Raw genomic sequence first — 25268 nt, 5'->3', positions numbered from 1 at the left:
CATCGACCCACAGCTCGCCTCGCCCGAACTTGTCGGTGGCGTGCTGCATCATCGGCACCATGAACATTCTCACCGCGCTCGGCCTGCTCGTCGCCCTCGCCATCGGCGGCGTGGTGGGGTGGCTGTTGCATGCTTCTCGGGTGGGTGATCGGGCCGTACGAGCGGAGGCACAGCTGGCGGCTCTACGGCAGAACGAGGCGCTGCTGCGCCAGTCGCTGAGCGCGGTGAACGAGGATTCCGCGCGGCGCAATTCGACGGTCATCGGCCAACAGGTGTCCCATCTGGTAGAGCCACTGCACGACGCCGTCGATGCTCTGGCCGAGCACGTGCGAGAAGTCGAGCACCACCGCATCAGGGCGTACGCGGGGCTGTCGGAACAGGTCACCGGAATGCATCGCGCGTCGATGCAGCTCTCCATGCAGACCGGACAACTGGTCACCGCGCTGCGCGCACCGCAGATCCGAGGTCGGTGGGGCGAGATCCAGCTCGAACGGGTCGTCGAACTCGCCGGAATGGTCAAGCACTGCGACTTCGACACTCAGGTGAGCAAGGACGGCTTTCGACCCGACATGATCGTTCGCCTCGCCGGCGATCGGCAGATCGTCGTCGACGCCAAGGTGCCGTTCGCGGCCTACCTCGACGCCGCGCAGGACGAAGAACCCGGTGCTCGCGACAAGCATCTGCGCCGCCACGCCAAGCAGTTGCGCACCCACATCGATCAACTGGCAGACAAGGCCTACTGGGAGGCATTCGAGCCGACGCCGGAGTTCGTCGTCCTGTTCGTTCCCGGCGACCCGTTTCTCGACGCCGCGCTGACGTCGGATACGAGCCTGCTGGAGTACGCCTTCGGCCGGAACGTGATTCTTGCCACCCCGACCACACTGGTCGCTCTGCTGCGCACCGTCGCGTACACCTGGAAGCAGGAGTCGATCGCCGAGGACGCTGCCCGGATCCACCAGCTGGGCCGCGAACTGTACGGCCGCATCGGAATCGTCTCGACACATCTCGACAAGCTCGGAGCCCACCTCGGCAAGGCCGTGGAGTCCTTCAACTCCACCGTCGGGTCGGTCGACAGCAGGGTGGGTGTCACCGCACGCAAGCTGCACGAGCTCGAGCTGTTCGACGCCGAACCGGTGGAGATCGCACGCGTGGACGAGCGTCCCAAGCTGTCCGATTCGTCCCGCTACCGGCACGACTTCGGTCATGTCAGCGATGCAGTGGGCTGAACTACGGCTAACCTCGAGGGGTGTCTACCTCCCAACGTGCCCGATCCGGGGTACCGCTGGATCACCGATCCATCCTCGCGACCCTGCCCGGCGTACCAGCGTGGGGTGCCGTTGCGATCGCCGCAGGGCTGACCTTTCTCGGATATCTCATCGACGCCGCGCGTGGAACCGAGCTGACCGGTGCGTTCGCGTTCCTCTACATCCTCGGCTGCATCGCGGCGGTATTGCTGGTCCGCTACCGCGGACTGTTCACCGCGATGGTCCAAGCCCCGTTGATTCTGTTCGTGGCCGTACCGCTGTCGTACCAGTACTTCACCGACAACGCGGGCACCAGCCTCAAGGACATCATCCTGAACGTGGCGATTCCGCTGGTCAACCGATTTCCATTGATGCTGCTCGGCACCCTCGTGGCCGTCGGCCTCGGTGCCGTACGCATCGTGCTGAAGCGGCAGAACACGCACGCGCCCGCAGTTCGACGCAGCACGAAGACCGCCGACACTGCTCGGCGTCGCACGAAATCGGAAGACGCCCCTCGTCGAAGCACCAAGGCCGGCGACTCCGCTCGCCGGAGCCCGACCTCCGAGGACGACACACTCACCCGGGCACAGCGGCGAGCGCAGGAAGACCGTCCGTCGCGCGCACGTAGCCGTCGAGCTGCGGCGGACCGTGACGACGTGTCCGCGGTCGAGGCCACCGACATCGTGCCCGAGCCGTACGTGGGCCGCCGAGGAACCTCTCGCGCCGCAACCGACTCCGGTGCCGCGCCACGACGGTCGGCAACAACCCCTGGGGCGACGCCCGGATACGCACGTCAGGCGAGTCCGCAGCCCGAGTACCAGCGGCCCTCCCGCTCCCACGCCCAGTACCCGCAGGATCGCACGCCCCCACCCGGCGTAGCGCGCCCATCGCGGCCCCAGCCGTCCGAGGCACCGTATTCGACGGAACCTCGCCGGGAGCGTTCACCTCGGGTTCAGCCGCCGCGGGACGCCGTCGATCCGTACTCCAGCAGCGCTCGGCACACAGTCGAACCGGTTGTGAACGACGTGCCGCCGAACGTGCGCCGCGACGACATTCCTCCGCATCCGGTGCCGCAGGTTCGGTACCGCGACCGCCACGCCGACGACTGACCCCACCGATACCGGCCGGTCATGGACCGGTCAGCGTGCGGGGCGCAGCTCGCGGGGCAAGGAGAAGACCAGGGTCTCGTTCGCGGTGGTGACGGGCTGCACGTCCGCGTATCCGTGCTCGGCGAACAGGTCGATGACGCCCTGGACCAGGATCTCCGGCACGGACGCTCCCGACGTGATGCCGATGGTCTCGACGCCGTCGAGCCACGCCAGATCGATCTCTTTCGCGTAGTCCACCAGGTAGCTGGCCCGTGCGCCGGCACCGAGGGCGACCTCGACCAGGCGCACCGAGTTCGACGAGTTCTTCGAGCCGACGACGATCACCAGATCGCACTCCGGTGCCATCGCCTTCACCGCGACCTGACGGTTCTGCGTGGCGTAGCAGATGTCGTCGCTCGGAGGATCCTGCAAGGTCGGAAAGCGCTCCCGCAGCTTCGCGACCGTCATCATGGTCTCGTCGACGCTCAGCGTGGTCTGCGAAAGCCAGATGACTTTGTTCTCGTCGCGCACCGTGACGCTGTCCACCGACTCCGGGCCGTCCACGAGCTGGATGTGCTCGGGTGCCTCACCTGCGGTGCCCTCGACCTCCTCGTGGCCCTCGTGGCCGATGAGCAGAATGTCGTAGTCGTCTCGGGCGAACCGCTTGGCTTCCTGGTGCACCTTGGTCACCAGCGGGCAGGTCGCGTCGATCGTCCGCAGGTTCCGCTCGGCGGCAGAAGTGTGCACCGCAGGCGAGACACCGTGCGCCGAGAACACCAGCAGCGAACCCTCGGGCACCTCGTCGGTCTCCTCGACGAACACCGCACCGCGATCGGACAGCGTCTCGACCACGTGCTTGTTGTGCACGATCTCCTTGCGCACGTACACCGGCGCACCGTGCTGTTCGAGAGCCTTCTCGACGGTCTCGACGGCGCGATCCACGCCCGCGCAGTAGCCGCGCGGCTCGGCGAGAAGCACTCGCTTACCCCCGGCATGCGCGGTCGTGTGCGAGCCGGCGGAGTGTGCGATACCAAGATTCAAAGGAACGGCCGAAGACATACCTCCCAGGATACGTGTATCGCAGCAACCGGGTCATTCCGCAGGCCCTGGCCTGTCGGCTACCCAAAGACGACGACTTCGGGCAGTCTGGTGTGCATGACTCGACTCCCCTTTGCGGCGCGGGTGGCTGCAGGCGTCGCCGTGACCGTCGTGGAAGAGGCCCGCAAGCTTCCCGGTTCCGCGTTGATGTTGCCGATGACCGTCGTCAGCGAGGCGTTGGCGCGCGGCATGCGGCTGCAGCAGCAGGTGACAGCCCTCGCCATCAAGGGCGATCTGGTCATTTCGGCTCTGCCGGTGATCGGAACTCCGCGCGAGGAGCAGCCGTCGTGGGCGAGTTTCGACGAGGACGAGGACGACGAGTTCCCGGCCACGTCGAGGTTCGACTCCGCAGCAGTCACCGATGACGTCGATGTTCCCGACGCACCGGTGGCCGAGCCCATCGCCGCGAACGGACGATTTGCTCTGTACTCGACGCCTCCGCTGGACGAACCGGTGCAGGACACGTCGGCGAAGCCCGCAGCAGCTGCGAAGCCCGAGATCGTCGAGATGATCGACTTCGACACTCTTGCCCTGGCTCAGTTGCGCGCACGGCTACGCACGCTGTCCATCGAGGATCTGGAAACCCTGCTCGAGTACGAGAACGCGACGTCGGCTCGCGCACCGTTCCAGACCATGCTCGCCAACCGAATCACCACCGCCAAGGCGAAGTGAGCACTCCCCCCACTCAGTCCGCCCCCGCCCCATCCGGTGCGAGCACCGCCGAACAACCATGGCCGGTGCGCACCGTCGCGATGAAGGTCGCCGGGTGGATCGACAAACTCGGCAGCATCTGGGTCGAGGGTCAGCTGACGCAGATCAACGCCCGCCCCGGCACGCGCACGGCATTTCTGACTCTGCGTGATCCGTCGGCGGACATGTCGTTGTCGGTGACCTGCTCGCCGCAGCTGCTGGATCGTTCGCCCGTTCCTTTGACCGAGGGCGCGCGCGTCATCCTCTACGGCAAACTGTCGTTCTTCACCGGCCGCGGCACCATTTCGCTGCGCGCCACCGATATTCGCGCTGTGGGTGTCGGCGAACTACTGGCCCGCATCGAACGGCTCCGGGCTCTGCTGGCGGCCGAAGGACTGTTCGACCCGCGACTCAAGCGTCCGCTGCCGTTCCTGCCCGGCACCATCGGGCTCATCACCGCTCGCGCCAGCGCAGCCGAGAAGGACGTCCTCACCGTCGCGCAGAGGCGTTGGCCTGCAGTGCGATTCGAGGTACGGAACACTCCGGTCCAGGGTCCACAAGCGGTGCCGGCAATCCTGGACGCGTTGAAGGATCTGAACGACGACCCGCGCGTCGACGTCATCGTCCTCGCCCGCGGCGGCGGTAGCGTCGAGGATCTGTTGCCGTTCTCCGACGAGGCACTGTGCCGAGCCATCTCACGGGCGACGACGCCGATCGTCAGCGCCATCGGACACGAACCCGACAGTCCCCTCAGCGATCACGTCGCCGACCTGCGCGCCGCCACCCCCACCGATGCCGCCAAGCTCGTGGTGCCCGACGCCGTCGCCGAACAAGCGTTGGTCGCGGAGCTGAAGGCCAGAAGCGCTGCAGCGCTCCGCAATTGGGTGGAACGGGAGGCGCGCGGGCTGGAGATGCTGCGGCATAGACCCGTGTTGGCCGATCCGTTGGCGGCCCTCGAACAGCGTCGCGAGGAAGTTCGGCGACTCGCCGAGGCAGCTCGCCGCGACGTGCAGCGCGAGCTGACCACCCAGGACACGCTCGTCGAACATCTGCGGGCGAGACTGTCGACGCTGGGGCCTGCTGCCACACTTGCCCGGGGCTATGCCGTCGTACAGCGGGTGGTGCCGGGTGCCGATCCCGAGGTACTACGTTCGGTCGAGGACGCGCCGCCGGGTACACAGATCAGGGTGCGGGTGGCCGACGGTGCCGTCACCGCAGCAGTAATGGGCCGAGTGAAATGACAGAGGGAGATTCGATGAGCGAGAACGAAGACAAGCCGGTGTCCGAACTGGGCTACGAGGAAGCCCGCGACGAGCTGGTCGGCGTCGTGAAGATCCTCGAGCAGGGCGGGCTCGACCTCGACGCTTCCCTGGCCCTGTGGGAGCGCGGCGAACAACTGGCGACGCGCTGCGAGGAACAACTGGCGGGCGCACGCAAGCGCATCGAGACCGCGCTGGCGAGCACCGAGAACGACAGCTAGGGCGCGAGCGGTTCAGTGGCCTCGACGGCAGCCGCGAGAGTGGTGAATTCCTCGGTGTTCGCCGTGCCGCCCAACAGGATTCGCACGTCACCGAAGTCCGAGACCCAGTAGGTGCGCGCGCCTTCCTCGCCGTACACGACCCAGTCTCGACCCGAGACGTTCTGCGCGCCCGACGCGTACACCGTCTCCCCGGCCACGAACGGCACCACCAGTTCCTCGGACGCGGCCGTCTGAGTCAGTTGCAGGTACGCACCCGATCCGGTGATGTATCCGACAGTCGACGCCGCTCCACCGCTGTCACCGGAAATGGTCGCGCGGCTCCCCGAATTGGGCGTCCATTCCTCGGGAACGACCGGATTGCGCACCGGGAACCCGATTTCGGCCGCGTCGTACTGCAGTGCCGAGTTCACGTCGAAGTTGGGAATGGGTCCCTGCTTGGGTCCACCCGGGCTCAACGAGCACTGACTGGCCACGCCTGCGATCAACAAACACGCAATGACCAGCGGAATCAGCGACCAGACCATGTCGCGGTTGTTGTTGAGAATCCGAGGTTTGCTGTTTGCCACATCTCCAGTATCCCCTCTGTGCGGCAGTGCTCGGTCGGCGCGTACCTCACAGTCGACCCGACCCCACCGCGGGCATCACAGAAGTGAGATAATCCTGCCTGGGTAACACCCCACCAACCAGGAGGCTACAAACCGATGACGGCCAGCACCGAGTCCACTCGCGCCATGGCGCCAGATCGCAACCTCGCACTCGAACTCGTCCGCGTCACCGAGGCCGGTGCGCTCGCCTCGGGTCGCTGGGTCGGTCGGGGCGACAAGGAAGGTGGCGACGGAGCAGCCGTCGACGCGATGCGTCAGTTGGTCAGCTCGGTCTCCATGCGCGGCGTCGTCGTCATCGGCGAAGGCGAGAAGGACGAAGCGCCGATGCTCTACAACGGCGAGCAGGTCGGCAACGGAAACGGACCCGAGGTGGACTTCGCCGTCGACCCCGTCGACGGAACCACCCTGATGGCCAAGGGCATGCCCAACGCCATCTCGGTACTCGCCGTCGCCGAACGCGGCGCGATGTTCGACCCCTCGGCCGTGTTCTACATGGAGAAGATCGCCGTCGGACCCGATTACGCCGACGTCATCGACATCACCGTCCCCGTCGCCGAGAACATCGCCCGCATCGCCAAGATCAAGAAGGGTTCCGCCTCCGACGTGACGGTGTGCATCCTCGACCGCCCTAGGCATGCCGAACTGATCCAGCAGGTACGCGACGCCGGGTCACGCATCCGGTTGATCTCCGACGGCGACGTCGCCGGCGCCATCGCCGCCGCTCGTCCCGACTCCGGCACCGACATGCTCATCGGCACCGGCGGAACGCCCGAGGGCATCATCGCGGCCGCCGCGATGCGCTGCATGGACGGCGCGATCCTGGGCCGTCTGGCACCCACGGACGACACCGAGAAGCAGAAGGCCATCGACGCCGGCCACGACCTCGATCGCGTCCTCGACACCAAGGACCTCGTCTCGGGCGAGAACGTCTTCTTCACCGCCACCGGCGTCACCGACGGCGACCTGCTGCGCGGCGTCCGCTACGCGGGCGGCGGAGCCCACACCCAGTCCATCGTCATGCGCTCCAAGTCCGGCACCGTGCGCATGATCGACGCCTACCACCGCCTCGAGAAGCTGCGCGAGTACTCCTCGGTGGACTTCGACGCCGACGAATCCGGCCAGGCACCGTCCTTCTGATCCCCGAAACCACGACTGGCAAAGTAAGGCTCATGACGCAGACAGACGAACAGCAGTTCCGGATCGAACACGACACCATGGGAGAGGTTCGCGTCCCCATCGACGCGCTCTGGCGCGCCCAGACGCAGCGTGCGGTGGAGAACTTCCCCATCTCGGGCCGCCCGCTCGAGCGCACCCAGATCCGCGCGATGGGCCTGCTCAAGGCAGCCTGCGCGCAGGTCAACAAGGATCTCGGTCTGCTCGACGGCGCATTGGCCGACGCGATCATCGCGGCAGCCAACGAAATCGCCGAGGGCAAGCACGACGATCAGTTCCCGATCGACGTCTTCCAGACCGGCTCGGGCACCAGCTCCAACATGAACGCCAACGAGGTCATCGCGTCGATCGCCAAGGCCAACGGCGTCGAGGTGCACCCCAACGACCACGTGAACATGTCGCAGTCGTCCAACGACACGTTCCCGACGGCCACGCACGTCGCCGCCACCGAAGCAGCCGTCACCTCCCTGGTGCCCGCGCTGCGGCACCTGCACGAGGCTCTGGTGACCAAGGCCACCGAGTGGAAGCACGTCGTGAAGTCCGGACGCACCCACCTGATGGATGCCGTCCCCGTCACTCTCGGTCAGGAATTCGGCGGCTACGCCCGGCAGATCGAGGCCGGCATCGAGCGCGTCGAAGCCACCCTGCCGCGTCTGGGTGAACTGCCCATCGGGGGCACCGCCGTCGGCACCGGCCTCAACGCACCCGACGGCTTCGGCCCGAAAGTTGTTGCTGCTCTGGTGAAGTCGACGGGCATCGACGCCCTCACCGCCGCCAAGGATTCGTTCGAGGCGCAGGCCGCTCGTGACGGACTGGTCGAGGCATCCGGCGCACTGCGCACCATCGCAGTGTCACTGACCAAGATCGCCAACGACATTCGCTGGATGGGATCGGGACCGCTCACCGGACTCGGCGAGATCGCACTCCCCGACCTGCAGCCCGGCAGCTCGATCATGCCCGGCAAGGTCAATCCCGTTCTGCCCGAGGCTGTTACCCAGGTGGCAGCGCAGGTCATCGGTAACGACGCGGCAGTGGCCTTCGGCGGCGCATCGGGTGCCTTCGAGCTCAACGTCTACATCCCGATGATGGCCCGCAACGTTCTCGAATCCTTCAAGTTGCTCGCCAACGTCTCGGTGCTGTTCGCCGACAAGTGCGTCGTCGGTCTCGAAGCCAACGTCGAGCACCTCAAGACCCTTGCCGAGTCCTCGCCGTCCATCGTGACGCCGCTGAACTCCGCAATCGGCTACGAGGAAGCGGCCGCAGTCGCCAAGCAGGCGCTGAAGGAAAAGAAGACAATCCGTCAGACCGTCATCGACCGCGGACTGATCGGCGACAAGCTCAGCGAAGCCGAACTGGACAAGCGCCTCGACGTCCTCGCCATGGCGAAGGTCAAGGACTAGTTTCGCTGCTCTACCCGCCGGACCCGCAGGACCCGCTGCACCCTTGAACGCGCCCGCCCCCGGTTGGATCAATGTGGGTTTCAGTCACTCAGACTGCAACAAAGTCGCATTGATCCGACCGGGGGCGGGTCGCTTTCGAAAGGGGCGAACCTCAGGCCAGGTGCGCGAGTTCTTCGCGTGCCTTCAGGCCGTCCTCACCCAGATCGGTGCGGTCGAAGATCTTCCAGCCTGCGAGCAACGGCTTGAACACCTTGTCGCGTTCCTGGTCGGCGTCGTAGATGCCGGCTTCGGCGAGGGCGGCGATGCTGCTGCCGCGGTCCGGAAGCTCGATCTCGGGGATCTTGAAGCCGTTGATACGGTCGGCCACTGCGCGCGCAGCCTGATCGGGTACGACAGCGAATGCCTCGTCGAGGATGCTGGCGAAGAATGCCGACTGCAGCTCGTCGTCGTCGGCAATTTTGCCGAGGATGGTGGCCAGTACCGGATCCTTGCCGAGGGCGATGGTGTTGCGGTTACGCAAGGCGGCGGCAGCTTCTTCGATGGCGAAGTGCGCCAGGATGTCGAGCAGCCGCTGGCTGGGCGCGTCGAATCCGAGGGTCATGTGTTCCATCCGCACTCGCTCGAGGGCGACCGGATCGACAGCGCGGGTGAGCACCAGGAAGTTGCGCAGCACGATCGACTGTCGGTTCTCTTCCGACGTCCAGCGGCCCGTCCACTTCCACCAGGCACCGAGGCCGGTGAGGGCGTGGGCCAGTTCCCGGTGGTAGGCGGGGAGGTTGTCGGCCACCAACACGCCCACCGTGGCGGACAGAATTTCGACGTCGCTCAGGTGCGACTGCTCGGGCGACCAATCCTCGCCGCCGAGGAACGCGAAGTTCTTGCCGTCGTCGAACGGCGCGAGCTCATGGGGGTGCCAATCACTCGCCGCCTCGATATGGCGTCGTAGATTCTCTTCGACCGCGGGCTCCAAACGGACCAGCAGATCACCGTCGGACAGGTTCGTAGACATGCGGTAACCGTAGCGCCTGCCGCCGAGCGTCCGACGTCGCGCCCCTGACCTCTGTGAATTCTCCTAACGCCAGGTCGTTGCGGGTCTATCCTCAGGTGCATCCAGTCATCGATGTGAGGACTCCTCATGATGCGGTCGGGTCGAACTTTTCTGTGTCTTGCTGTCGTGTGCTCTCTGGTTCTGTTGGCCGGGTGCTCCGAAGACGCACCCACCGCAGACAGTCCACCGGCGTCCGAGCCGGTGCCGACCGAGGATCTGTCGCCCGGCCAGGTTGCCGGCGTCGACGTTCCGGCCGGTCGCGTCGACGATGCGGTCGGCAAGCTCGACGGTATCGCCGACGAGCTGATGGCGTCGTCGAACATTCCGGGTATGGCCATTGCCGTCGTGCACGGTTCCGACGTCGTCTACTCGAAAGGCTTCGGCGTTCGCGAAATGGGCAAGGACGACCCGATCGACGGCGACACCGTGTTCCAGCTGGCCTCGCTGTCCAAGTCGGTGGGTGCGACGGTGGTCGCGTCACAGGTGGGAGCGGGTGTCATCGACTGGTCGACGCCGGTGGTCTCCGAGCTGCCGTGGTTTGCGCTGGACGATCCGTGGGTGACTCAGAACATCACGGTCGGCGACTTCTACGCGCATTGAAGCGGACTCCCAGAGCACGAAGGCGATCTGCTCGAAGACCTCGGCTACGACCGCAGACAGATCCTCGAGCGCCTTCGGGAGATGCCCCTCGATCCGTTCCGATCCACGTATCACTACACCAACTTCGGGATCACAGCCGCGGCCGAGGCCGTCGCTGCCGCCTCGGGCAAGGACTGGGACACCCTCAGCCAGGACACGATCTACGGTCCGCTCGGCATGACCTCGACCAGCTCGTCGTTCTCCGACTACATCGGCCGCGCCGACCGAGCGGTACCTCACGTCCTCGTGACGGCGAGTATCAGGCCCGATATTAACGCGAACCCGATCCGCAGACGCCGGCCGGTGGCGTCAGCTCCTCGGTGAACGATCTCGCCAGGTGGCTGACGATGCTCATCGCCGACGGCACCCACGACGGGAAGCAGATCGTCGATCCCGACGCCCTCCTTCCTGCCATCAGCGCGCAGATCGTCTCGAGCCCGTCGACGACGGCGGATTCGCGCGCGGGCTACTACGGATACGGATTCAACGTCTCCACCAGTGCAGCCGGCCGCACGACCGTCAGCCATTCCGGAGCGTTCGTGCTCGGGGCGGGCACGAACTTTCTCTGGATCCCGTCGCTCGACGTCGCCATCGTCGTACTGACCAACGCCGCGCCACTCGGCATCGCAGAAACGTTCACGGCCGAATTCGCCGACCTCGTGCAGTTCGGCGAGGTACGCGAGGACTGGCGAACGCTGTACAAGAATGCTTTCGCCGGTATGAGCGAGCCGGAGGGCGAGCTCGCGGGGAAGACCGCTCCGCCGAATGCCGCTGCACCGCAACCGCTCACGTCGTACACCGGGGTGTACCAGAACGCCTACTGGGGGCCGGCGACCGTCGCGGAGGTCGACGGGAGGCTGGTGTTGACCCTCGGACCGAACTCGACTTCCTACGAGTTGTCGCACTGGGACGGTGATACCTTCGCGTTCGAGCCGACCGGTGAGAACGCACCGGACGGAACGATTTCTCAGGCGACATTCGAGGGGAACACGGTCACACTCGAGTTCTTCGACGGCGATGGATTAGGACGGTTCACCAAGTGACTGATACCCGACAAGCAACCGATATCGTGCAAAACCTGTTCGACGCGTTGAGGCTTCGCGAGACCGATCGCGCGCTGGCCCTTCTCGACGAGAAAATCGTGTGGCACAACGTCGGGCTTCCCAAGGTGCGCGGAATCTCGAACGTAGGCAGATTTCTGACGCTGCTGGCCAAGCCGGGTTACGGCTTCGACGTCGTCGTGCACAACATCGCGGCCGACGGAGATGTCGTGCTCACCGAGCGCACCGACGTCCTGATCTGGCGTCGGCTCCGCGTCGAGTTCTGGGTGTGCGGAACATTCGAGCTGCGCGACGGCAAAATAGCTGTGTGGCGCGACTATTTCGACAACGTCGATTTCCTCAAAGGCGTTGTGCGAGGAGCACTACGGGCTGCGGTGGGCCGGTGACCCATGTGAGTGGAACTTCGTAGCAGGCTACGAAGTTCCACTCACGAGGGGCGTCAGGCCCCTGACGGACCGAACTCCTCGAGCATTTCGGTCACCAGTGCAGCGATCGGTGAACGCTCACTGCGAGTGAGAGTGATGTGCGCGAAAAGCGGGTGCCCCTTGAGCTTTTCGATGACGGCAGCGACGCCGTCGTGTCGTCCGACCCGCAGGTTGTCTCGTTGCGCGACGTCGTGGGTGAGCACGACGCGTGAGCCCGACCCCAGCCGGGACAGGACCGTCAGCAGCACATTGCGCTCGAGTGACTGCGCCTCGTCGACGATCACGAACGAATCGTGGAGCGATCGGCCACGAATGTGCGTCAGCGGCAACACTTCCAGCATTCCGCGGGCGATGACTTCTTCCATGACCTCCGGGCTCGCGAGTCCTTCGAGGGTGTCGAAGACAGCCTGGCCCCACGGGCCCATCTTCTCGCTCTCACTGCCGGGGAGATAGCCGAGTTCCTGCCCACCGACGGCGTAAAGAGGCCGGAAGACAACAACTTTCCGATGTGAGCGACGTTCGAGGACGGCCTCGAGTCCGGCAGTAAGAGCCAGTGCGGACTTACCAGTGCCGGCCTTGCCGCCGAGCGAGACGATGCCGATGCTCTCGTCGAGCAGAAGATCGAGCGCCACACGCTGTTCCGCCGAACGACCGTGCAGGCCGAACGCCTCACGCTCGCCGCGCACGAGCTGCAGCTGCTTGTCGGGCGTGACGCGCCCCAGTGCACTCTGCCGTCCGGCAAGCAGTCGAACGCCGGTGTGACACGGCAAGTCTCGGGCCTCGACGAGATCGATGACACCGTCGTTGAACAGGGTGTCCACGGCATCGGAGGGCACCTCGAGCTCCGTCATACCGGTCCATCCGGACGGCACGACGTCGTGAGCGTGGTACTCGTCGGCGGGAAGCCCGACAGCACCGGCCTTGACGCGCAGCGGGATATCCTTGCTGACCAGCACCACATCTTTGCCCTCGGCCGCCAGATTCAGGGCGCAGGCGAGGATTCGAGAATCGTTGGAGTCGGTACGGAATCCGACGGGAAGCACCGACGGATCGGTGTGATTGAGCTCGACTTGCATTGTGCCGCCGGACGTTCCGATGGGGACCGGCTGATCGAGTCGGCCGAATTCTACGCGAAGGTCGTCGAGCATGCGCAAGGATTCCCGCGCGAACCATCCCAGTTCGTGATGGTGGCGTTTGCCCTCCAACTCGCTGATCACGATCAACGGAAGTACCACATTGTGCTCGGCGAACCGGATGACTGCCCACGGATCCGACAGCAGGACCGAGGTGTCGAGCACGAATGTCCGAAGAGGGGCGGAAACGGAGCGTGAAGTGGTCACGTGGGGCTCCTACGTTTGCGCGGCACCGCGCAAACTCTGTCGCTCGGCCGGTCGGGTCCGATGTGTCAGGTGACACGAGGACCGGGTACCGGCCCTCTCGCGCTCACTAGCTCAGTCACGTATCAGAACCTCCCGCACAGGCAGCTTCCCCGCTGCCTGTTACTGCCGACGGTACCGCCGAAACTACTTGGGGGCGCGCTGGAAGTCTGGCGTGTCGGTGAACAACGCGTTACGGCCGATTCGCCCCAGGTCGGCGGGACGTTCGGTGCCGAGACCGCCCTCCCCCGTCGGATCAATGTGGCTTTGTTGCACTCAGATCGACTGATAGCCACATTGATCCGACCGGGGACCAGCGTGAATGAACCACTGCAGACGTCTGAACGCTGCAATGGTCCATTGACGCGACCGGGGTGGGCAGGAAAGCCAGGGTCAGCCCAGCAATCCCCAGTCTTCGAGGCCCTCGTACAACGGCTTGCTCTGTGCCAGTTTCACGACGCGTTCTTTCAGGGCGTCGGTGGCCTGCCCGGTGGCCAGGGCGGTTGCGATGATGTCGGCGACCTCGGTGAACTCGGCTTCGCCGAATCCGCGGGTGGCGAGTGCCCCGGTGCCGATGCGCAGGCCGGAGGTGACCATGGGCGGGCGTGGGTCGAAGGGCACGGCGTTGCGGTTCACGGTGATGCCGACCTCGTGCAGGAGGTCTTCTGCCTGCTGGCCGTCGAGCTCGGAGTTGCGGAGGTCGACGAGGACGAGGTGCACGTCGGTACCGCCGGTGAGGACGGAGACGCCCTTGTCGGCGACGTCGGCACCGGTGAGCCGCTCGGCGAGCAGCGACGCGCCGAGGAGGGTGCGTTCCTGACGTTCCTTGAACTCGGGCGTCGCAGCGATCTTGAAGGCGACGGCCTTCGCGGCGATGGCGTGCATCAGCGGCCCGCCCTGCTGGCCGGGGAACACGGCGGAGTTGAGCTTCTTGGCCCATTCCTTCTTGGCGAGGATGATGCCGGAGCGCGGTCCGCCGAGGGTCTTGTGCACGGTCGAGGACACGACGTCTGCGTAGGGCACGGGTGAGGGGTGTACGCCTGCGGCGACGAGTCCGGCGAAGTGTGCCATGTCGACCCAGAGCAGTGCGCCCACTTCGTCGGCGATGGAGCGGAACGCAGCGAAGTCCTGGTGGCGCGGGTAGGCCGACCAGCCGGCGATCAGCACCTGGGGCTTGGCGGCGATGGCCTGCTTGCGCACCTCGTCCATGTCGATCCGGTGATCTTCTTTCGACACCCCGTAGGACTCGACCTCGTAGAGCTTGCCCGAGAAGTTGAGCTTCATGCCGTGGGTGAGGTGGCCGCCGTGGGCCAGGTCGAGGCCCATGATCTTGTCGCCCGGGTTGATCAGTGCCATCAGTACCGCGGCGTTGGCCTGCGCACCGGCGTGCGGCTGCACGTTGGCGAACTCGGCACCGAAGAGTTCCTTGGCGCGATTGCGGGCGAGGTCCTCGACGATGTCGACGTGCTCGCAGCCGCCGTAGTAGCGGCGTCCGGGGTATCCCTCGGCGTACTTGTTGGTCAGGACGCTGCCCTGGGCCTGCAGAACCGCGCGGGGCACGAAGTTCTCCGAGGCGATCATCTCGAGGGTGTCGCGCTGACGTCCCAGTTCACCTGCCATCGCCGCGGCGACCTCGGGATCGAGCTCGGCCAGTGACAGGTTGTTGACGTCAGTCATAACAGGAGTCTCCAAGGGACAGCAGAGTAAGGGGGCATCAATAAACAACGGACCTGGGCCAGTTTACGAGACGCGTACTGCGCCCGGTGTCAGTGGCTCGTCGAGCAGTCTGCCGAACAGCTGTGCCCGCTCACTGGCGGTCTCACCCTGGTCCAACCAGCCGGCGAGAAGCTTGTAGCCCTCGACGTAGGTGCTGATGTACGCCCGCCACAGCGGCGAGGACAGAAAGCGCAGACTGTGCCGTGCGCGCTGCGGCGAGGCAAGTGACCATCGCTCCAGGTAGGCGGCCACATCGTCCTCGCTCTTGTGCTGATCGTGCAGCAACAGCGCGGCGTCCTGGCGAACTCCCAGCAGTTGGCTCGACGCCGCCGAGAGTCGCTCGGCCTTGTCGCCGTCGAATCGCAGTCCGAGGTCGGCGTAGATTTCCTGCGCCCACGCGCCCCAGCCTTCGCCGACGATCGCCCCGAGAGCGTGGTCGGCGAGCCCCTCGGCCATCAGGCACTGCGGAGTGTTGACCACGAACAACGTCTGCTCGAGTTGTCCTGCACCGACGAGCCCCGTCTCCTTGCGGCAGTGCTCGGTGTGGTGGCCGGGGTAGGACTCGTGCGCGATCAGGTGGGGCAGGTTGGCCATCTGCTGTTCGATGTCGGAGTTGATCGCGACGGTGGACTGGAAGTTGCCGAGGTAGTAGTTGAAGCCGGACCACGGCTTGTCGCCGACTACCTCGTACGTCACCTTCTCGTTCTCGGGCAACGAGTATTCGGCGCGGACGCGGTCGCGCAATGCGGACGAGAACGCCTCGACGCAGTCCTGCAGTCGATCCGCTGGAATGACGTCGGCGCGGCGGTGGGCGATCAACCGTTCGCTCAGCGAGCCGGGTCCGGGGAGCACCTCGTCCATCTTGCGATGCGCCTGCAGGTACTGGTCCTGATCCCCCGGTGCGATTCGAACGTCGAAGTAGGCGTGGACCTCGTCGACGAAGCCGATGTTCTCGCCTGCGAACTTGCGCGCGGAGCATTCCAACGCCCGCAGGTGGACGTCGAGAAACGTCCGGCGTTCCGCTGTCAGTTCGACGTGGTCGAGCTCGGCGCGCAGTGTCTGCGCTCGACGGACGAGCTCACGCGGCTCCGGCGCCGGGGCGTTCTCGGTGATTCGACGCAGTTCGGGATCACCGGTGTACGCGTCGACGAAACCGTCTTCGAGTCGGTCGAAACTCAGGCCCAGCAACAGGTATTCGCGAACCAGGGAAGCAGCATCCATATCCGAACCCTAGTACGGCGAACGACCCCGCCCGTGCGCGGTGGACAGGCACCGAGCACAATCTGGAACCATGCGACTCGCGCCCGACAGGAGCACCGCCGAATCCTCAGCAGCTCCGATGCTCAGGTGGCGTGCGTGAGCGAGTCCAGTCCGTACGTCGAGTTCGACCGTGTGCAGTGGCGCACGCTGCGTCAATCCACACCGCTGGTACTCACCGAGGAAGAACTGGTCGGCCTGCGCGGTCTCGGTGAGCAGATCGATCTGGACGAGGTGGCCGAGGTCTATCTGCCGCTGGCCCGGCTGATTCATCTCCAGGTGGCCGCGCGCCAGCGGTTGTTCGCGGCAACGGCCACGTTCCTCGGTGAGAAACATCCCGATCGACAGGTTCCGTTCGTCATCGGCGTAGCGGGCAGCGTCGCGGTCGGTAAATCCACCACTGCCCGTGTGCTGCAAGCACTCCTGGCCCGGTGGGATCACCATCCCCGCGTGGACCTCGTCACCACGGACGGTTTCCTGTATCCGACGGCCGAGCTCATGCGCCGAGGGATCCTGCACCGCAAGGGCTTTCCCGAAAGTTACGACCGACGCAAGCTGCTCAGGTTCGTCACCGAGGTCAAGTCCGGAACCGAAGAGGTGGGCGCGCCGGTCTATTCGCACGTGTCGTACGACATCGTCAAAGGCCAGTACCACATGGTTCGCCAGCCCGACATCCTGATCGTGGAGGGGCTCAACGTACTCCAGACCGGACCTCGGCTGATGGTCTCGGATCTGTTCGACTTCTCGATCTACGTCGACGCTCGGATCGAGGACATCGAGAGCTGGTACGTCAAACGATTCCTGGCGCTACGCAAGACCTCGTTCACCGACCCGTCCTCGCATTTCCATCACTATGCAGGACTGTCCGACGATCACGCGCAGATCGCGGCCGAGGATCTCTGGCATTCGATCAACCTGCCGAACCTGGTGGAGAACATTCTTCCGACTCGTCCGCGAGCAACGATGGTGCTACGCAAGGACAACGACCATGCGATCAACCGGCTGCGCCTGCGAAAGTTGTAGGTCCAGGTCGTGAGTGGAAGTTCGTAGCAGGCTACGAAGTACCGTGCACGTCAGATACCGAACCGGCGGTGCCGTGCGGCGAAGTCGCGGAGTGCGCGCAAGAAGTCGACGCGGCGAAATTCCGGCCAATAGGCCTCGGTGAACCAGATCTCCGAATATGCGCTCTGCCACAGTAGGAAACCGGACAGGCGTTGCTCTCCCGAGGTGCGGATGACGAGATCCGGATCGGGCTGCCCCGAGGTGTACAGGTGACTGTCGATACCGTCGACGTTGATCGAGGCCACCAACTCGTCCCCGGTGATGCCCTCGGCGATCTTCTCGGTGACCAGCGACTGCACAGCGTCGGCGATTTCCTGACGACCGCCGTATCCGACGGCGACGTTGACGTGCGTTCCGGTTCGGCCCTCGGTGCGCGCAGCCGCCTCCTTGAGCCGGCGTGAGGTCGAAGCAGGCAGCAGATCGAGAGTGCCGACGAGTTTGACACCCCAGTTCATCTCGGGTCCGCAGATCTCCTCGACGACGTCGGTGATGATGTCGAGCAGCGAATCGAGTTCGTCGGCATCCCGTCGGAGGTTCTCGGTCGAGAGCAGATAGATGGTGGCCATCTCGATTCCGGCAGCGTCGCACCAGCCGAGCATCTCGGCGATCTTGAGCGCCCCCATTCGGTGGCCGTGCGCGACGTCGGTGAACCCGTTCTCCCGTGCCCACCGCCGGTTGCCGTCACACATCACCGCGACGTGCCGCGGGTGCTGCACACCCTCGAGCTGACTCAACAAACGCCGCTCGTACACGTTGTAGAGAACGCCGCGCACCTTCTGCGGAATGATCACCACTACTTCGTCACCGCTGCTCTCATCACCACGGAGGATCACCTTACGCCGACGTCTTCGAGCGGGCGGCCGGTACAGTAGCGTCCGAACCTACGGTTGCGTAGGTTCACTACGGCGGAACGGGAGGTCATCTTTCATGACGATGTTTGGACTGGACGAGATACCCGTCAAACCACGCATGCGTGGCTGGATTCACCTGTACGCCTTCGGCGTCGCGGTGGTGTGCGCGATCACCCTCGTCACCATGGCGTTCAGCCTGGTGTCGGTCAGCGCAGGCATCGCGACGGGTATCTATTCGATCACCGTGTGCGGGGTGTTCGGCGTCAGCGCCATCTATCACCGCGTGCACTGGAAGACCACCGCGTCGCAGATCTGGATGAAACGCGCCGACCACTCCATGATCTTCCTGTTCATCGCCGGTAGCTACACCCCGTTCGCCGTACTGGGTCTGCCGGCCGCGACGGGACGAACCCTGTTGATCGTCGTCTGGATCGGAGCGATCTGCGGGGTGGCTCTGAAGATGCTGTGGCCCACCGCTCCCCGCTGGGTCGGGGTACCGCTGTATCTCGTGCTCGGCTGGGCGATCGTGCCGGTCGCTCCCACCCTGATCGAGCACGTCGGCTTCGCACCGTTCGTGTTGCTCTTGGTGGGCGGCATCTTCTACAGCGTCGGGGCGATCCTCTACGCCACCAAGTGGCCGAATCCGTGGCCCACGACATTCGGCCATCACGAATTCTTCCACGCGGCAACGGTGTTGGCAGCAATTTGCCACCTCGTGGCAGTGTGGCTCGTCCTGTTCTGACGACGCGTCGGACCGCTCGGAACACCGCGTCGGCGACGTCACTTCCGCAGGGCGGCCGCCAGATCCTCGACCGACGTCACAGGCCGGTCGCAGACGAATCCGCGACACACGTACGCCGTTTCCTGCCCGTCGACGGGCGGTCGGCCCGTCAGCAGCGCAGACGAGTCTGCGGAGCCTCCGACCACCACGGAACCTCCTGGCGCCAGCGACCGCGCGGCGGCGAGCAACTCACCGCCCGGTGCGAGCGATACGGCGATCTGAATGGGGCCGCGCACTGCTGCCTCGGCCACGGCCAGCCAGTGACCACCCGACCTCGGGGCGCGTTCGAGGATGGCCGCCGCTCGTGCGAGCGAGGCAGCGGCCAGTTCGGCGTACCGTGCGGACGATTCGTGATCGACGAGGGCGGCCGCGGTGAGCAGCGCCTCGGCCATCGTCGACGCTCCCGACGGAGTCGCACCGTCGATCGGATCCCGCGGCCGGGTTACCAGGGTCTCGGCATCGTCGGCCGTGTCGAACCAGCTGCCGGCGTCGTCGGGATCGGCGAAGTGCTCGATCGCAGCGTCGAGGATCGTCGTCATCCGCCGGGTCCAGACCGCGTCGCCGGTGGCCTGGAACAGCGTGGCCGCGGCCACGGCGAGGCAGGCGTAGTCCTCGAGCACTCCGGTGGCCTCACCCACTGCGCTACCGAGGGACGCCCGCCGGACACGTCCCGATTCGACGTGAGTGGCGAACAGTTGCTCGCCGCATTCGACGGCGGCGTCGACCCAGGTCGGTTCGCTCGCGCCGGTTCCGGCCTCGGCCAACGCGGTGATGGCCAGTGCGTTCCACGCGGTGACCACCTTGTCGTCTCGACCGGGTTGCGGCCGCGACGCTCGAGCCGCCGACAACGCGTTCCGGATGCGGGCGAACCGGTCGTAGTCCTCGGGCTCGGCGGGTAGTTGCAGCACCGACATACCGGCCTCGAACGTGCCGGCGGAATTCACCGCGAACAGACCCGCAGCCCATACACCGTCCTCGAAACCGAGGGTGTCGACCAGCTGCTCGGGGGTCCACACGTAGGTCAGACCCTCGACTCCTTCGGTGTCGGCATCGAGCGCCGACGCGAAACAGCCGTTGGCCGTGCGCAATTCACCGAGCATGAATCGTGCGGTATCCGACGCCACCCGACGCACCAGCGGATCATCGTCGACCCGGGCGGCGTGCGCGTAGAACCGCAGCAGCAGCGCATTGTCGTAGAGCATCTTCTCGAAGTGCGGAACGATCCATTCGGCGTCGACCGAATACCGTGCGAAGCCGCCGGCGAGTTGGTCGTACATGCCTCCACGCGCCATTGCCGACGCGGTACGTCGAACGACGTCGAGAACCTCACCGTTGCCGGTGCGCTCGTAGTGCCGGAGCAGACCCTCGAGCAGTGCACCCGGTGGAAACTTCGGTGCCCGGCCGAAGCCGCCGTAGGTGGTGTCCTCGTCGGCGCAGACCGCCGCGACGGACGCGGCCAGAAAATCGGCGTCCAGCGATCGTCCGCCGGCCGGAATTCCGGAGCTCTGTTTGCGCAGTTCGGTGACGATGGCCGCGGACGCGTCGAACACCTCCTGTCGCCGGGTGGACCAGGTATCGGCGATTGCGGTCAGTAATTGTTCGAAGGAAGGCATCCCCTGGCGCGGGGCCGGTGGGTAGTACGTCCCGCAGTAGAAAGGTTCGGTCTCGGGTGTGAGGAAACAGGTCATCGGCCAACCGCCCTGACCGGTCATCGCGACAGTGGCGTTCATGTACACCGCATCGAGGTCGGGGCGTTCTTCCCGATCGACCTTGATGCACACGAAGTGCTCGTTCATCAGGGCCGCGGTGGCCTCGTCCTCGAACGATTCGTGTGCCATCACATGACACCAGTGGCACGCCGAGTACCCGATGGACAACAGGATCGGGACGTCGCGATCACGCGCGGACTGCAGTGCCTGCGGTCCCCACTGCTGCCAGTGGACCGGATTGTCGGCGTGCTGACGCAGATACGGACTGGTCGACTCGCCCAGCGTGTTCGCGTCGAGCATCAGGGTTCGTCGGGAACAGCGGGTTTCGGACGGCTGGTGTCCGGTTGTGGGCTCGGCGTGATGCCCCCACGATCGGTGCCCTCGTCGAGCGCCTGATCCAGCGTGGGATCTTCTTTCTCGAACGTCGCGGGCAGACGCTTGATCTTCTTGTTCATGGACCAGATCAGCAGCGCCGTTCCGACCAGCAACGCCACGAGGATCACCAGACCGATCGGCGACGACTTGCCGAACTCGGGCCCCGTGGGCTGCTGGGCGAGGATCGACACGATCATTGTTCGGTCTCTTCTATTCCCGCGAACAGGTCGGTCTCGGGCAGTGACGTGGTCACGCGGGTGCGGGCGAGCTCGAACTCCTCGGTGGGCCACAACTTGCGTTGGACGTCCACCGGCACCGCGAAGAACGCTCCGTTGGGATCGATCTGCGTCGCATGGGCTCGCAGTGCGTCGTCGCGCTGCTCGAACCAGTTGCCCACGTCGACCTGCGTGGTGATGCGCTCCATGATCTCGTCGCGCTGACCGTCCCACCGCTTCAGCCAGTCGACGAACGGGCTCTCCTCGCCGCGATCGATGAACCAGTCATGGAAGAGCTGCATGCGCTTACGCAGGAAACCGTGCGAGTAGTAGAGCTTGAGCGGAGTCCACGGCTCACCCGCATCGGGGAAACGCTCGGGATCGCCCGCGGCCTCCCACGCGGCCATCGAGACCTCGTGGCAGCGGATGTGATCGGGATGCGGATAGCCACCGCGTTCGTCGTAGGTGGTGATGACGTGGGGCTTGAAGTCTCGAACCACCTTCACCAACGCCTCGGTGGACACCTCCAAAGGCACCAGCGCGAAGCAGCCCTCGGGCAGCGGCGGCAGCGGATCGCCCTCGGGGAGTCCCGAGTCCTCGAATCCGAGCCACGTCTGCTGTACCCCGAGGATGCGCGCGGCCTCGGCCATCTCCTCGCGTCGAACCTCCCTGATCCGTTGGTGGACGCCCGGAATGTCCATCGCCGGATTGAGGATGTCCCCTCGCTCGCCGCCGGTGAGCGTGACGACCAGAACGTCGTGCCCTTCGGCCGCATAGCGGGCCGTGGTCGCAGCACCTTTGCTGGACTCGTCGTCGGGATGGGCATGCACTGCCATGAGCCGCAGTCCGGACACGTTCTTCCTCACCTCGGATTCGCCTTGTTCTTGCCTGCCCTATAGTTCCACCTGACGCCGACATGCCCCCAGCGGCACCCCCGATTTCACTCCGAGAGCTGACATGACCAACGCACTTCCCGCAGGTAGATACCCGTCGGGTTCCGGTCCGAGCGGCATTCGGCGAGCTCCGAAACGTGCGACGAAGATCGCACTGGTGGCACTGGTCCTGCTGGTCGGGCTCGGCGTGGCCTACTACGCGTACACGAAATTCTCGGTCAAGCCCGTCGAAGGCAGCCAGCTTTCGTTCGACATCGTCGACGAGAGCACGATGTCGATCCGATTCAGCGTCACCCGAGAGAACCCGGAGCAGCCGGCGGTGTGCATCGTCCGCGCTCGTTCTCGCGACGGTTCCGAGACGGGACGGCGCGAGGTGTACATCCCACCGGAGTCCTCCTCGACCACGGTGGAGCTCACCACCGACGTGACGACGTCCTCCCCACCCGCCGTCGGAGACGTGTACGGCTGCAGCCTCGATGTTCCCGAGTATTTACGAGCCCGATAGGCGAAGAGCCTGTTCGTGGTAAGCTCGGGTCGTACACGGCTGCCGCACAGGTGCCGTGTATTGCTGCATTGCGGGCAGGGTTACCTGCGTCAACGATGTCGACGGCTCCAGGATGCGGGCCGACCAAGGGGATCCATCCATTGGAGTCCCCTCTTCGTTGCGTGCCCTACCGCCTAGAAACCGGAATCGAACTCGAGATTCCGACTACGAGGGAGTGATCGAGATGACCGAGACCCAGGTGACCTGGCTTACCCAGGAATCACACGACAGGCTCAAGAGCGAACTCGACCAGCTCATTTCCAATCGCCCCGTCATCGCCGCCGAGATCAACGAGCGTCGCGAAGAGGGCGATCTGAAGGAGAACGGCGGCTACCACGCTGCGCGCGAGGAGCAGGGCCAGCAGGAAGCACGCATTCGTCAGCTGCAGGAACTGCTCAACAACGCGAAGGTCGGCGAGGCGCCCACCCAGTCGGGCGTGGCTCTGCCCGGATCCGTCGTCAAGGTCTACTACGACGGCGACGAGTCCGACACCGAGACCTTCCTGATCGCCACCCGCGAAGAGGGTGCCCGCGACAGCAAGCTCGAGGTGTACTCCCCCGCGTCCCCGCTGGGTGGATCGCTCATCGACGCGAAGGTCGGCGACACCCGCGAGTACACCCTGCCCAACGGCAAGACCATGAAGGTCACGCTGGTCAGCGCAGAGCCGTACCACACCTGATTCGAGTCTTTTCTCGAACAACACCCCCGGTCGCTCAGCGGCCGGGGGTGTTGTCGTTTCGGACGATCTCAGGCAGTCATCGTCTTCTGGTACTTGCGGACCGACAGCGGCACGAACACCACGAGCATCACCACGACCCAGATCAACGTGTACAGGACCGGGTTCTGCAGCGGCCACACCTCGGGCGGTGGGGCCATCGGATTGGTGTTGCCGAACTGCTCACGCACGGCCAGGGTCACCGACGAGATGGGGTTCCATTCCGCGATGGTCTTGAGCACGCTCGGGAAGTTGTCGATCGGCACGAAGGTGTTCGCGATGAACGTGAGCGGGAAGATCACGATGAACGACGCGTTGTTGAAGATCTCCGGGGAGCGCACGATCAGTCCCACCAGAGCCATCACCCACGAAATCGAGTACGCGAACAACAGCAACAGCACGTAACCGAGCAGAGCGTCGAAGAACGACGACGTGATGCGCCAGCCCACGATAAGTCCGGTGATGGACATGATCGTGATGGTGACGACGTTGTTGCCGACGTCGGCGGCCGTCCGCCCGATGACGACGGCAGATCGCGCCATCGGCAGCGACCGGAAGCGGTCCATGACGCCCTTCTGCAGATCCTCGGCCAGTGAGGATCCGGTGATGGACGCACCGAAGATCATCGTCTGAACGAAGATGCCGCCCATCAGGAAGCTCTTGTAGTCGATACCGGGTACGTCGATGGCACTGCCGAAGACATAGGCGAACAACAGCACGAACATGATCGGTGACAGCGTTGCGAAGAACAGCAGATCGGGAACTCGCTTGAGCTTGATCAGGTTTCGCTTGGTGATGATCGCCGAATCCAGGAGAACGTTGCTCATTTCTCTTCCTCCGCAGCCTCGGGCTCGCCGGTGGTCTGACCGGTCAGAGACAGGAACACATCGTCGAGGTTCGGCCGTCGCAGACCGACGTCGACCACCCCGATCCCTGCAGCTTCCAGACGGCTCAACGCCGTGGACAGATCCTTCGATCCACCGTTGACCGGCATGACGATCCGTCCCACCTGTTCGTCCAGGGTGGGCGGCTCGACGCCGATCGGGGTCAGGATCTCCTTGGCGCGATCGGCCTGAGATCGGTCCGTGAGTACGAATTCGATTCGCTCGCCGCCCGTTTGGGCCTTCAGCTCGTCGGCGGTGCCGCGCGCGATGATCTTGCCCTTGTTGAGCACGATGATCGAATCGGCGAGCCGGTCCGCCTCCTCGAGGTACTGCGTCGTCAACAGGATCGTCGTTCCGTCACGGACGAGATCTGCGATGAACTCCCACATCGTGATTCGGCTGCGTGGGTCGAGACCGGTGGTGGGTTCGTCGAGGAACACCACCCGTGGCCTGCCGATCAGACTGGCCGCGATGTCGAGTCGGCGACGCATACCTCCGGAGTACTGCTTGGCGGTACGGTCGCGTGCATACTCGAGGTCGAATCTGCTCAGCAGCTCGTCGGCGCGTTTCCTCGCTTCGGCCTTGCGCAGCCCGAACAGTCTGCCGACCATCTCCAGATTTTCGTACCCGGTCAGATACTCGTCCACAGCCGCGAACTGGCCCGTCAGGCCGATCGTCCCCCGAACCTCGTTGGCTTGCTTCGCCACATCGAGCCCGAACACCCGCGCCGAACCGGACGTTGCCTGCAGCAGAGTGGCCAGGATCCGCACCGCCGTCGTCTTGCCCGCACCGTTGGGGCCGAGCACACCGAGCACCGTGCCCTCGGGCACCGTGAAATCGATCCCGTCGAGCGCGACGTTCTTCCCGTACCGAAGTACCAGGTTCTCTACTTCTATAGCGTTCGCCATGGCCCTCTCCCCGTTTCTTCCACTGTCGGTA

The 25268-nt window shown here is 65.1% G+C and carries 24 protein-coding genes and 1 pseudogene; 13 read left to right on the top strand and 12 right to left on the bottom strand.

Translation table 11 applies throughout. The features are described 5' to 3' along the window. Positions 1-59 precede the first annotated feature (59 nt). Together CH285_RS19385 and CH285_RS19380 are read left to right on the top strand one after the other, a co-directional pair. Positions 60-1226 (top strand): DNA recombination protein RmuC, encoded by a 1167-nt coding sequence (locus tag CH285_RS19385; protein ID WP_032375526.1) that lies wholly within the window; start codon positions 60-62, stop codon positions 1224-1226. A gap of 20 nt (positions 1227-1246) precedes the next feature. Continuing rightward, positions 1247-2353, top strand: a complete 1107-nt coding sequence (locus CH285_RS19380; RefSeq protein WP_176458509.1) for a DUF6542 domain-containing protein — start codon at positions 1247-1249, stop codon at positions 2351-2353. Between the two features lie 30 nt (positions 2354-2383). On the opposite strand, the gene CH285_RS19375 is transcribed toward CH285_RS19380, so the two are convergent. Next, on the bottom strand, positions 2384-3391 hold the full coding sequence (locus CH285_RS19375) for a 4-hydroxy-3-methylbut-2-enyl diphosphate reductase (protein ID WP_027498130.1): 1008 nt from the start codon (positions 3389-3391) through the stop codon (positions 2384-2386). Between the two features lie 96 nt (positions 3392-3487). Here CH285_RS19375 and CH285_RS19370 point away from each other — a divergent pair, with 96 nt between their 5' ends. The 3 genes from CH285_RS19370 to CH285_RS19360 are packed head-to-tail and all read left to right on the top strand — an operon-like array spanning position 3488 to position 5600. Further along, positions 3488-4102, top strand: a complete 615-nt coding sequence (locus CH285_RS19370; RefSeq protein ID WP_094643996.1) for a lipid droplet-associated protein — start codon at positions 3488-3490, stop codon at positions 4100-4102. Next, on the top strand, positions 4099-5361 hold the full coding sequence (gene xseA / locus CH285_RS19365) for an exodeoxyribonuclease VII large subunit (RefSeq protein ID WP_094643995.1): 1263 nt from the start codon (positions 4099-4101) through the stop codon (positions 5359-5361). The genes CH285_RS19370 and xseA overlap by 4 nt, the downstream gene beginning before the upstream one ends. A 14-nt stretch (positions 5362-5375) precedes the next feature. After that, entirely contained in the window at positions 5376-5600 is a 225-nt protein-coding gene (locus tag CH285_RS19360) for an exodeoxyribonuclease VII small subunit (RefSeq protein WP_027498133.1), read from the top strand. Here the strand turns inward: CH285_RS19360 and CH285_RS19355 are convergent. Next, entirely contained in the window at positions 5597-6166 is a 570-nt protein-coding gene (locus tag CH285_RS19355; RefSeq protein WP_094643994.1) for a DUF4245 domain-containing protein, read from the bottom strand. The two genes, CH285_RS19360 and CH285_RS19355, sit on opposite strands and share 4 nt — an antisense overlap. Before the next feature lie 135 nt (positions 6167-6301). On the opposite strand from CH285_RS19355, the gene glpX reads away from it, so the two are divergent. Both glpX and CH285_RS19345 read left to right on the top strand, forming a co-directional pair. After that, entirely contained in the window at positions 6302-7342 is a 1041-nt protein-coding gene (glpX, locus tag CH285_RS19350; protein WP_027498135.1) for a class II fructose-bisphosphatase, read from the top strand. 32 nt (positions 7343-7374) lie between these two features. Then, entirely contained in the window at positions 7375-8778 is a 1404-nt protein-coding gene (locus tag CH285_RS19345) for a class II fumarate hydratase (RefSeq protein WP_027498136.1), read from the top strand. A gap of 151 nt (positions 8779-8929) precedes the next feature. On the opposite strand, the gene CH285_RS19340 is transcribed toward CH285_RS19345, so the two are convergent. After that, positions 8930-9787, bottom strand: coding sequence for an acyl-ACP desaturase (locus CH285_RS19340; protein ID WP_032365327.1), 858 nt, complete (start codon positions 9785-9787; stop codon positions 8930-8932). Positions 9788-9916: 129 nt separating this feature from the next. Here CH285_RS19340 and CH285_RS19335 point away from each other — a divergent pair. Both CH285_RS19335 and CH285_RS19330 read left to right on the top strand, forming a co-directional pair. After that, a pseudogene (locus CH285_RS19335) lies at positions 9917-11508 on the top strand (serine hydrolase). Beyond that, on the top strand, positions 11505-11912 hold the full coding sequence (locus CH285_RS19330; RefSeq protein WP_255032485.1) for a limonene-1,2-epoxide hydrolase family protein: 408 nt from the start codon (positions 11505-11507) through the stop codon (positions 11910-11912). The pseudogene CH285_RS19335 and the gene CH285_RS19330 overlap by 4 nt, the downstream one beginning before the upstream one ends. Before the next feature lie 53 nt (positions 11913-11965). Here the strand turns inward: CH285_RS19330 and CH285_RS19325 are convergent, their stop codons facing one another. The 3 genes from CH285_RS19325 to CH285_RS19315 form a co-directional block, all read right to left on the bottom strand. Then, a complete protein-coding gene (locus CH285_RS19325; protein WP_176458510.1) occupies positions 11966-13291 on the bottom strand; it encodes a PhoH family protein in 1326 nt (441 codons plus the stop codon). A gap of 429 nt (positions 13292-13720) precedes the next feature. After that, the gene (gene glyA / locus CH285_RS19320; protein WP_027498141.1) at positions 13721-15004 is read right to left on the bottom strand and encodes a serine hydroxymethyltransferase; all 1284 of its coding nucleotides are present in this window, start codon (positions 15002-15004) and stop codon (positions 13721-13723) included. A 63-nt stretch (positions 15005-15067) separates the two neighbouring features. Beyond that, entirely contained in the window at positions 15068-16264 is a 1197-nt protein-coding gene (locus tag CH285_RS19315; RefSeq protein ID WP_094643992.1) for a DUF885 domain-containing protein, read from the bottom strand. Between the two features lie 126 nt (positions 16265-16390). Here CH285_RS19315 and coaA point away from each other — a divergent pair, with 126 nt between their 5' ends. Next, the gene (coaA, locus tag CH285_RS19310) at positions 16391-17323 is read left to right on the top strand and encodes a type I pantothenate kinase (protein WP_027498143.1); all 933 of its coding nucleotides are present in this window, start codon (positions 16391-16393) and stop codon (positions 17321-17323) included. Between the two features lie 50 nt (positions 17324-17373). On the opposite strand, the gene CH285_RS19305 is transcribed toward coaA, so the two are convergent. Beyond that, positions 17374-18156, bottom strand: coding sequence for an isoprenyl transferase (locus CH285_RS19305; protein WP_027498144.1), 783 nt, complete (start codon positions 18154-18156; stop codon positions 17374-17376). 133 nt (positions 18157-18289) lie between these two features. Here CH285_RS19305 and trhA point away from each other — a divergent pair, with 133 nt between their 5' ends. Then, positions 18290-18955, top strand: a complete 666-nt coding sequence (trhA, locus tag CH285_RS19300; protein ID WP_094643991.1) for a PAQR family membrane homeostasis protein TrhA — start codon at positions 18290-18292, stop codon at positions 18953-18955. Between the two features lie 38 nt (positions 18956-18993). Here the strand turns inward: trhA and CH285_RS19295 are convergent, their stop codons facing one another. The 3 genes from CH285_RS19295 to mca are packed head-to-tail and all read right to left on the bottom strand — an operon-like array spanning position 18994 to position 22147. Then, entirely contained in the window at positions 18994-21003 is a 2010-nt protein-coding gene (locus CH285_RS19295; protein WP_094643990.1) for a thioredoxin domain-containing protein, read from the bottom strand. Further along, positions 21003-21275: a hypothetical protein gene (locus tag CH285_RS19290; RefSeq protein WP_032381331.1), complete on the bottom strand. Its 273-nt coding sequence runs from the start codon at positions 21273-21275 to the stop codon at positions 21003-21005. The genes CH285_RS19295 and CH285_RS19290 overlap by 1 nt, the downstream gene beginning before the upstream one ends. Continuing rightward, positions 21272-22147 carry a mycothiol conjugate amidase Mca gene (mca, locus tag CH285_RS19285; protein ID WP_176458524.1) on the bottom strand — a complete coding sequence of 292 codons (876 nt, stop codon included), beginning with the start codon at positions 22145-22147 and terminating at the stop codon, positions 21272-21274. Before mca ends, CH285_RS19290 begins: the two co-directional genes overlap by 4 nt. Before the next feature lie 103 nt (positions 22148-22250). Between mca and CH285_RS19280 the strand changes: the two genes are divergently transcribed. Together CH285_RS19280 and greA are read left to right on the top strand one after the other, a co-directional pair. Beyond that, entirely contained in the window at positions 22251-22691 is a 441-nt protein-coding gene (locus CH285_RS19280; protein WP_027498149.1) for a DUF4307 domain-containing protein, read from the top strand. A gap of 223 nt (positions 22692-22914) precedes the next feature. Continuing rightward, a complete protein-coding gene (greA, locus tag CH285_RS19275; protein WP_027498150.1) occupies positions 22915-23409 on the top strand; it encodes a transcription elongation factor GreA in 495 nt (164 codons plus the stop codon). Between the two features lie 68 nt (positions 23410-23477). On the opposite strand, the gene CH285_RS19270 is transcribed toward greA, so the two are convergent. Together CH285_RS19270 and CH285_RS19265 are read right to left on the bottom strand one after the other, a co-directional pair. Continuing rightward, positions 23478-24272: an ABC transporter permease gene (locus CH285_RS19270; RefSeq protein ID WP_027498151.1), complete on the bottom strand. Its 795-nt coding sequence runs from the start codon at positions 24270-24272 to the stop codon at positions 23478-23480. Next, entirely contained in the window at positions 24269-25237 is a 969-nt protein-coding gene (locus CH285_RS19265) for a daunorubicin resistance protein DrrA family ABC transporter ATP-binding protein (protein WP_027498152.1), read from the bottom strand. Before CH285_RS19265 ends, CH285_RS19270 begins: the two co-directional genes overlap by 4 nt. Positions 25238-25268: the final 31 nt, after the last annotated feature.

The sequence above is a fragment of the Rhodococcus sp. 05-2256-B1 genome (assembly GCF_002258465.1).
GTDB classification, from domain to species: Bacteria; Actinomycetota; Actinomycetes; order Mycobacteriales; family Mycobacteriaceae; genus Rhodococcoides; species Rhodococcoides fascians.
Note: the sequence above shows the minus strand (reverse complement) of the source record. Positions and strands in the feature narration are given on the sequence as shown.

What these genes read in the sequence shown, in the direction of transcription:
- glpX (WP_027498135.1), top strand. Translation starts at nt 6,302, where the DNA reads ATGACGGCCAGCACCGAGTCCACTCGCGCCATGGCGCCAGATCGCAAC.
- CH285_RS19345 (WP_027498136.1), top strand. Translation starts at nt 7,375, where the DNA reads ATGACGCAGACAGACGAACAGCAGTTCCGGATCGAACACGACACCATG.
- CH285_RS19375 (WP_027498130.1), bottom strand. Translation starts at nt 3,391, where the DNA reads ATGTCTTCGGCCGTTCCTTTGAATCTTGGTATCGCACACTCCGCCGGC.
- CH285_RS19315 (WP_094643992.1), bottom strand. Translation starts at nt 16,264, where the DNA reads ATGGATGCTGCTTCCCTGGTTCGCGAATACCTGTTGCTGGGCCTGAGT.
- CH285_RS19360 (WP_027498133.1), top strand. Translation starts at nt 5,376, where the DNA reads ATGAGCGAGAACGAAGACAAGCCGGTGTCCGAACTGGGCTACGAGGAA.
- greA (WP_027498150.1), top strand. Translation starts at nt 22,915, where the DNA reads ATGACCGAGACCCAGGTGACCTGGCTTACCCAGGAATCACACGACAGG.
- CH285_RS19385 (WP_032375526.1), top strand. Translation starts at nt 60, where the DNA reads ATGAACATTCTCACCGCGCTCGGCCTGCTCGTCGCCCTCGCCATCGGC.
- CH285_RS19280 (WP_027498149.1), top strand. Translation starts at nt 22,251, where the DNA reads ATGACCAACGCACTTCCCGCAGGTAGATACCCGTCGGGTTCCGGTCCG.
- CH285_RS19265 (WP_027498152.1), bottom strand. Translation starts at nt 25,237, where the DNA reads ATGGCGAACGCTATAGAAGTAGAGAACCTGGTACTTCGGTACGGGAAG.
- CH285_RS19370 (WP_094643996.1), top strand. Translation starts at nt 3,488, where the DNA reads ATGACTCGACTCCCCTTTGCGGCGCGGGTGGCTGCAGGCGTCGCCGTG.
- CH285_RS19340 (WP_032365327.1), bottom strand. Translation starts at nt 9,787, where the DNA reads ATGTCTACGAACCTGTCCGACGGTGATCTGCTGGTCCGTTTGGAGCCC.
- CH285_RS19295 (WP_094643990.1), bottom strand. Translation starts at nt 21,003, where the DNA reads ATGCTCGACGCGAACACGCTGGGCGAGTCGACCAGTCCGTATCTGCGT.
- CH285_RS19290 (WP_032381331.1), bottom strand. Translation starts at nt 21,275, where the DNA reads ATGATCGTGTCGATCCTCGCCCAGCAGCCCACGGGGCCCGAGTTCGGC.
- trhA (WP_094643991.1), top strand. Translation starts at nt 18,290, where the DNA reads ATGACGATGTTTGGACTGGACGAGATACCCGTCAAACCACGCATGCGT.
- CH285_RS19270 (WP_027498151.1), bottom strand. Translation starts at nt 24,272, where the DNA reads ATGAGCAACGTTCTCCTGGATTCGGCGATCATCACCAAGCGAAACCTG.
- glyA (WP_027498141.1), bottom strand. Translation starts at nt 15,004, where the DNA reads ATGACTGACGTCAACAACCTGTCACTGGCCGAGCTCGATCCCGAGGTC.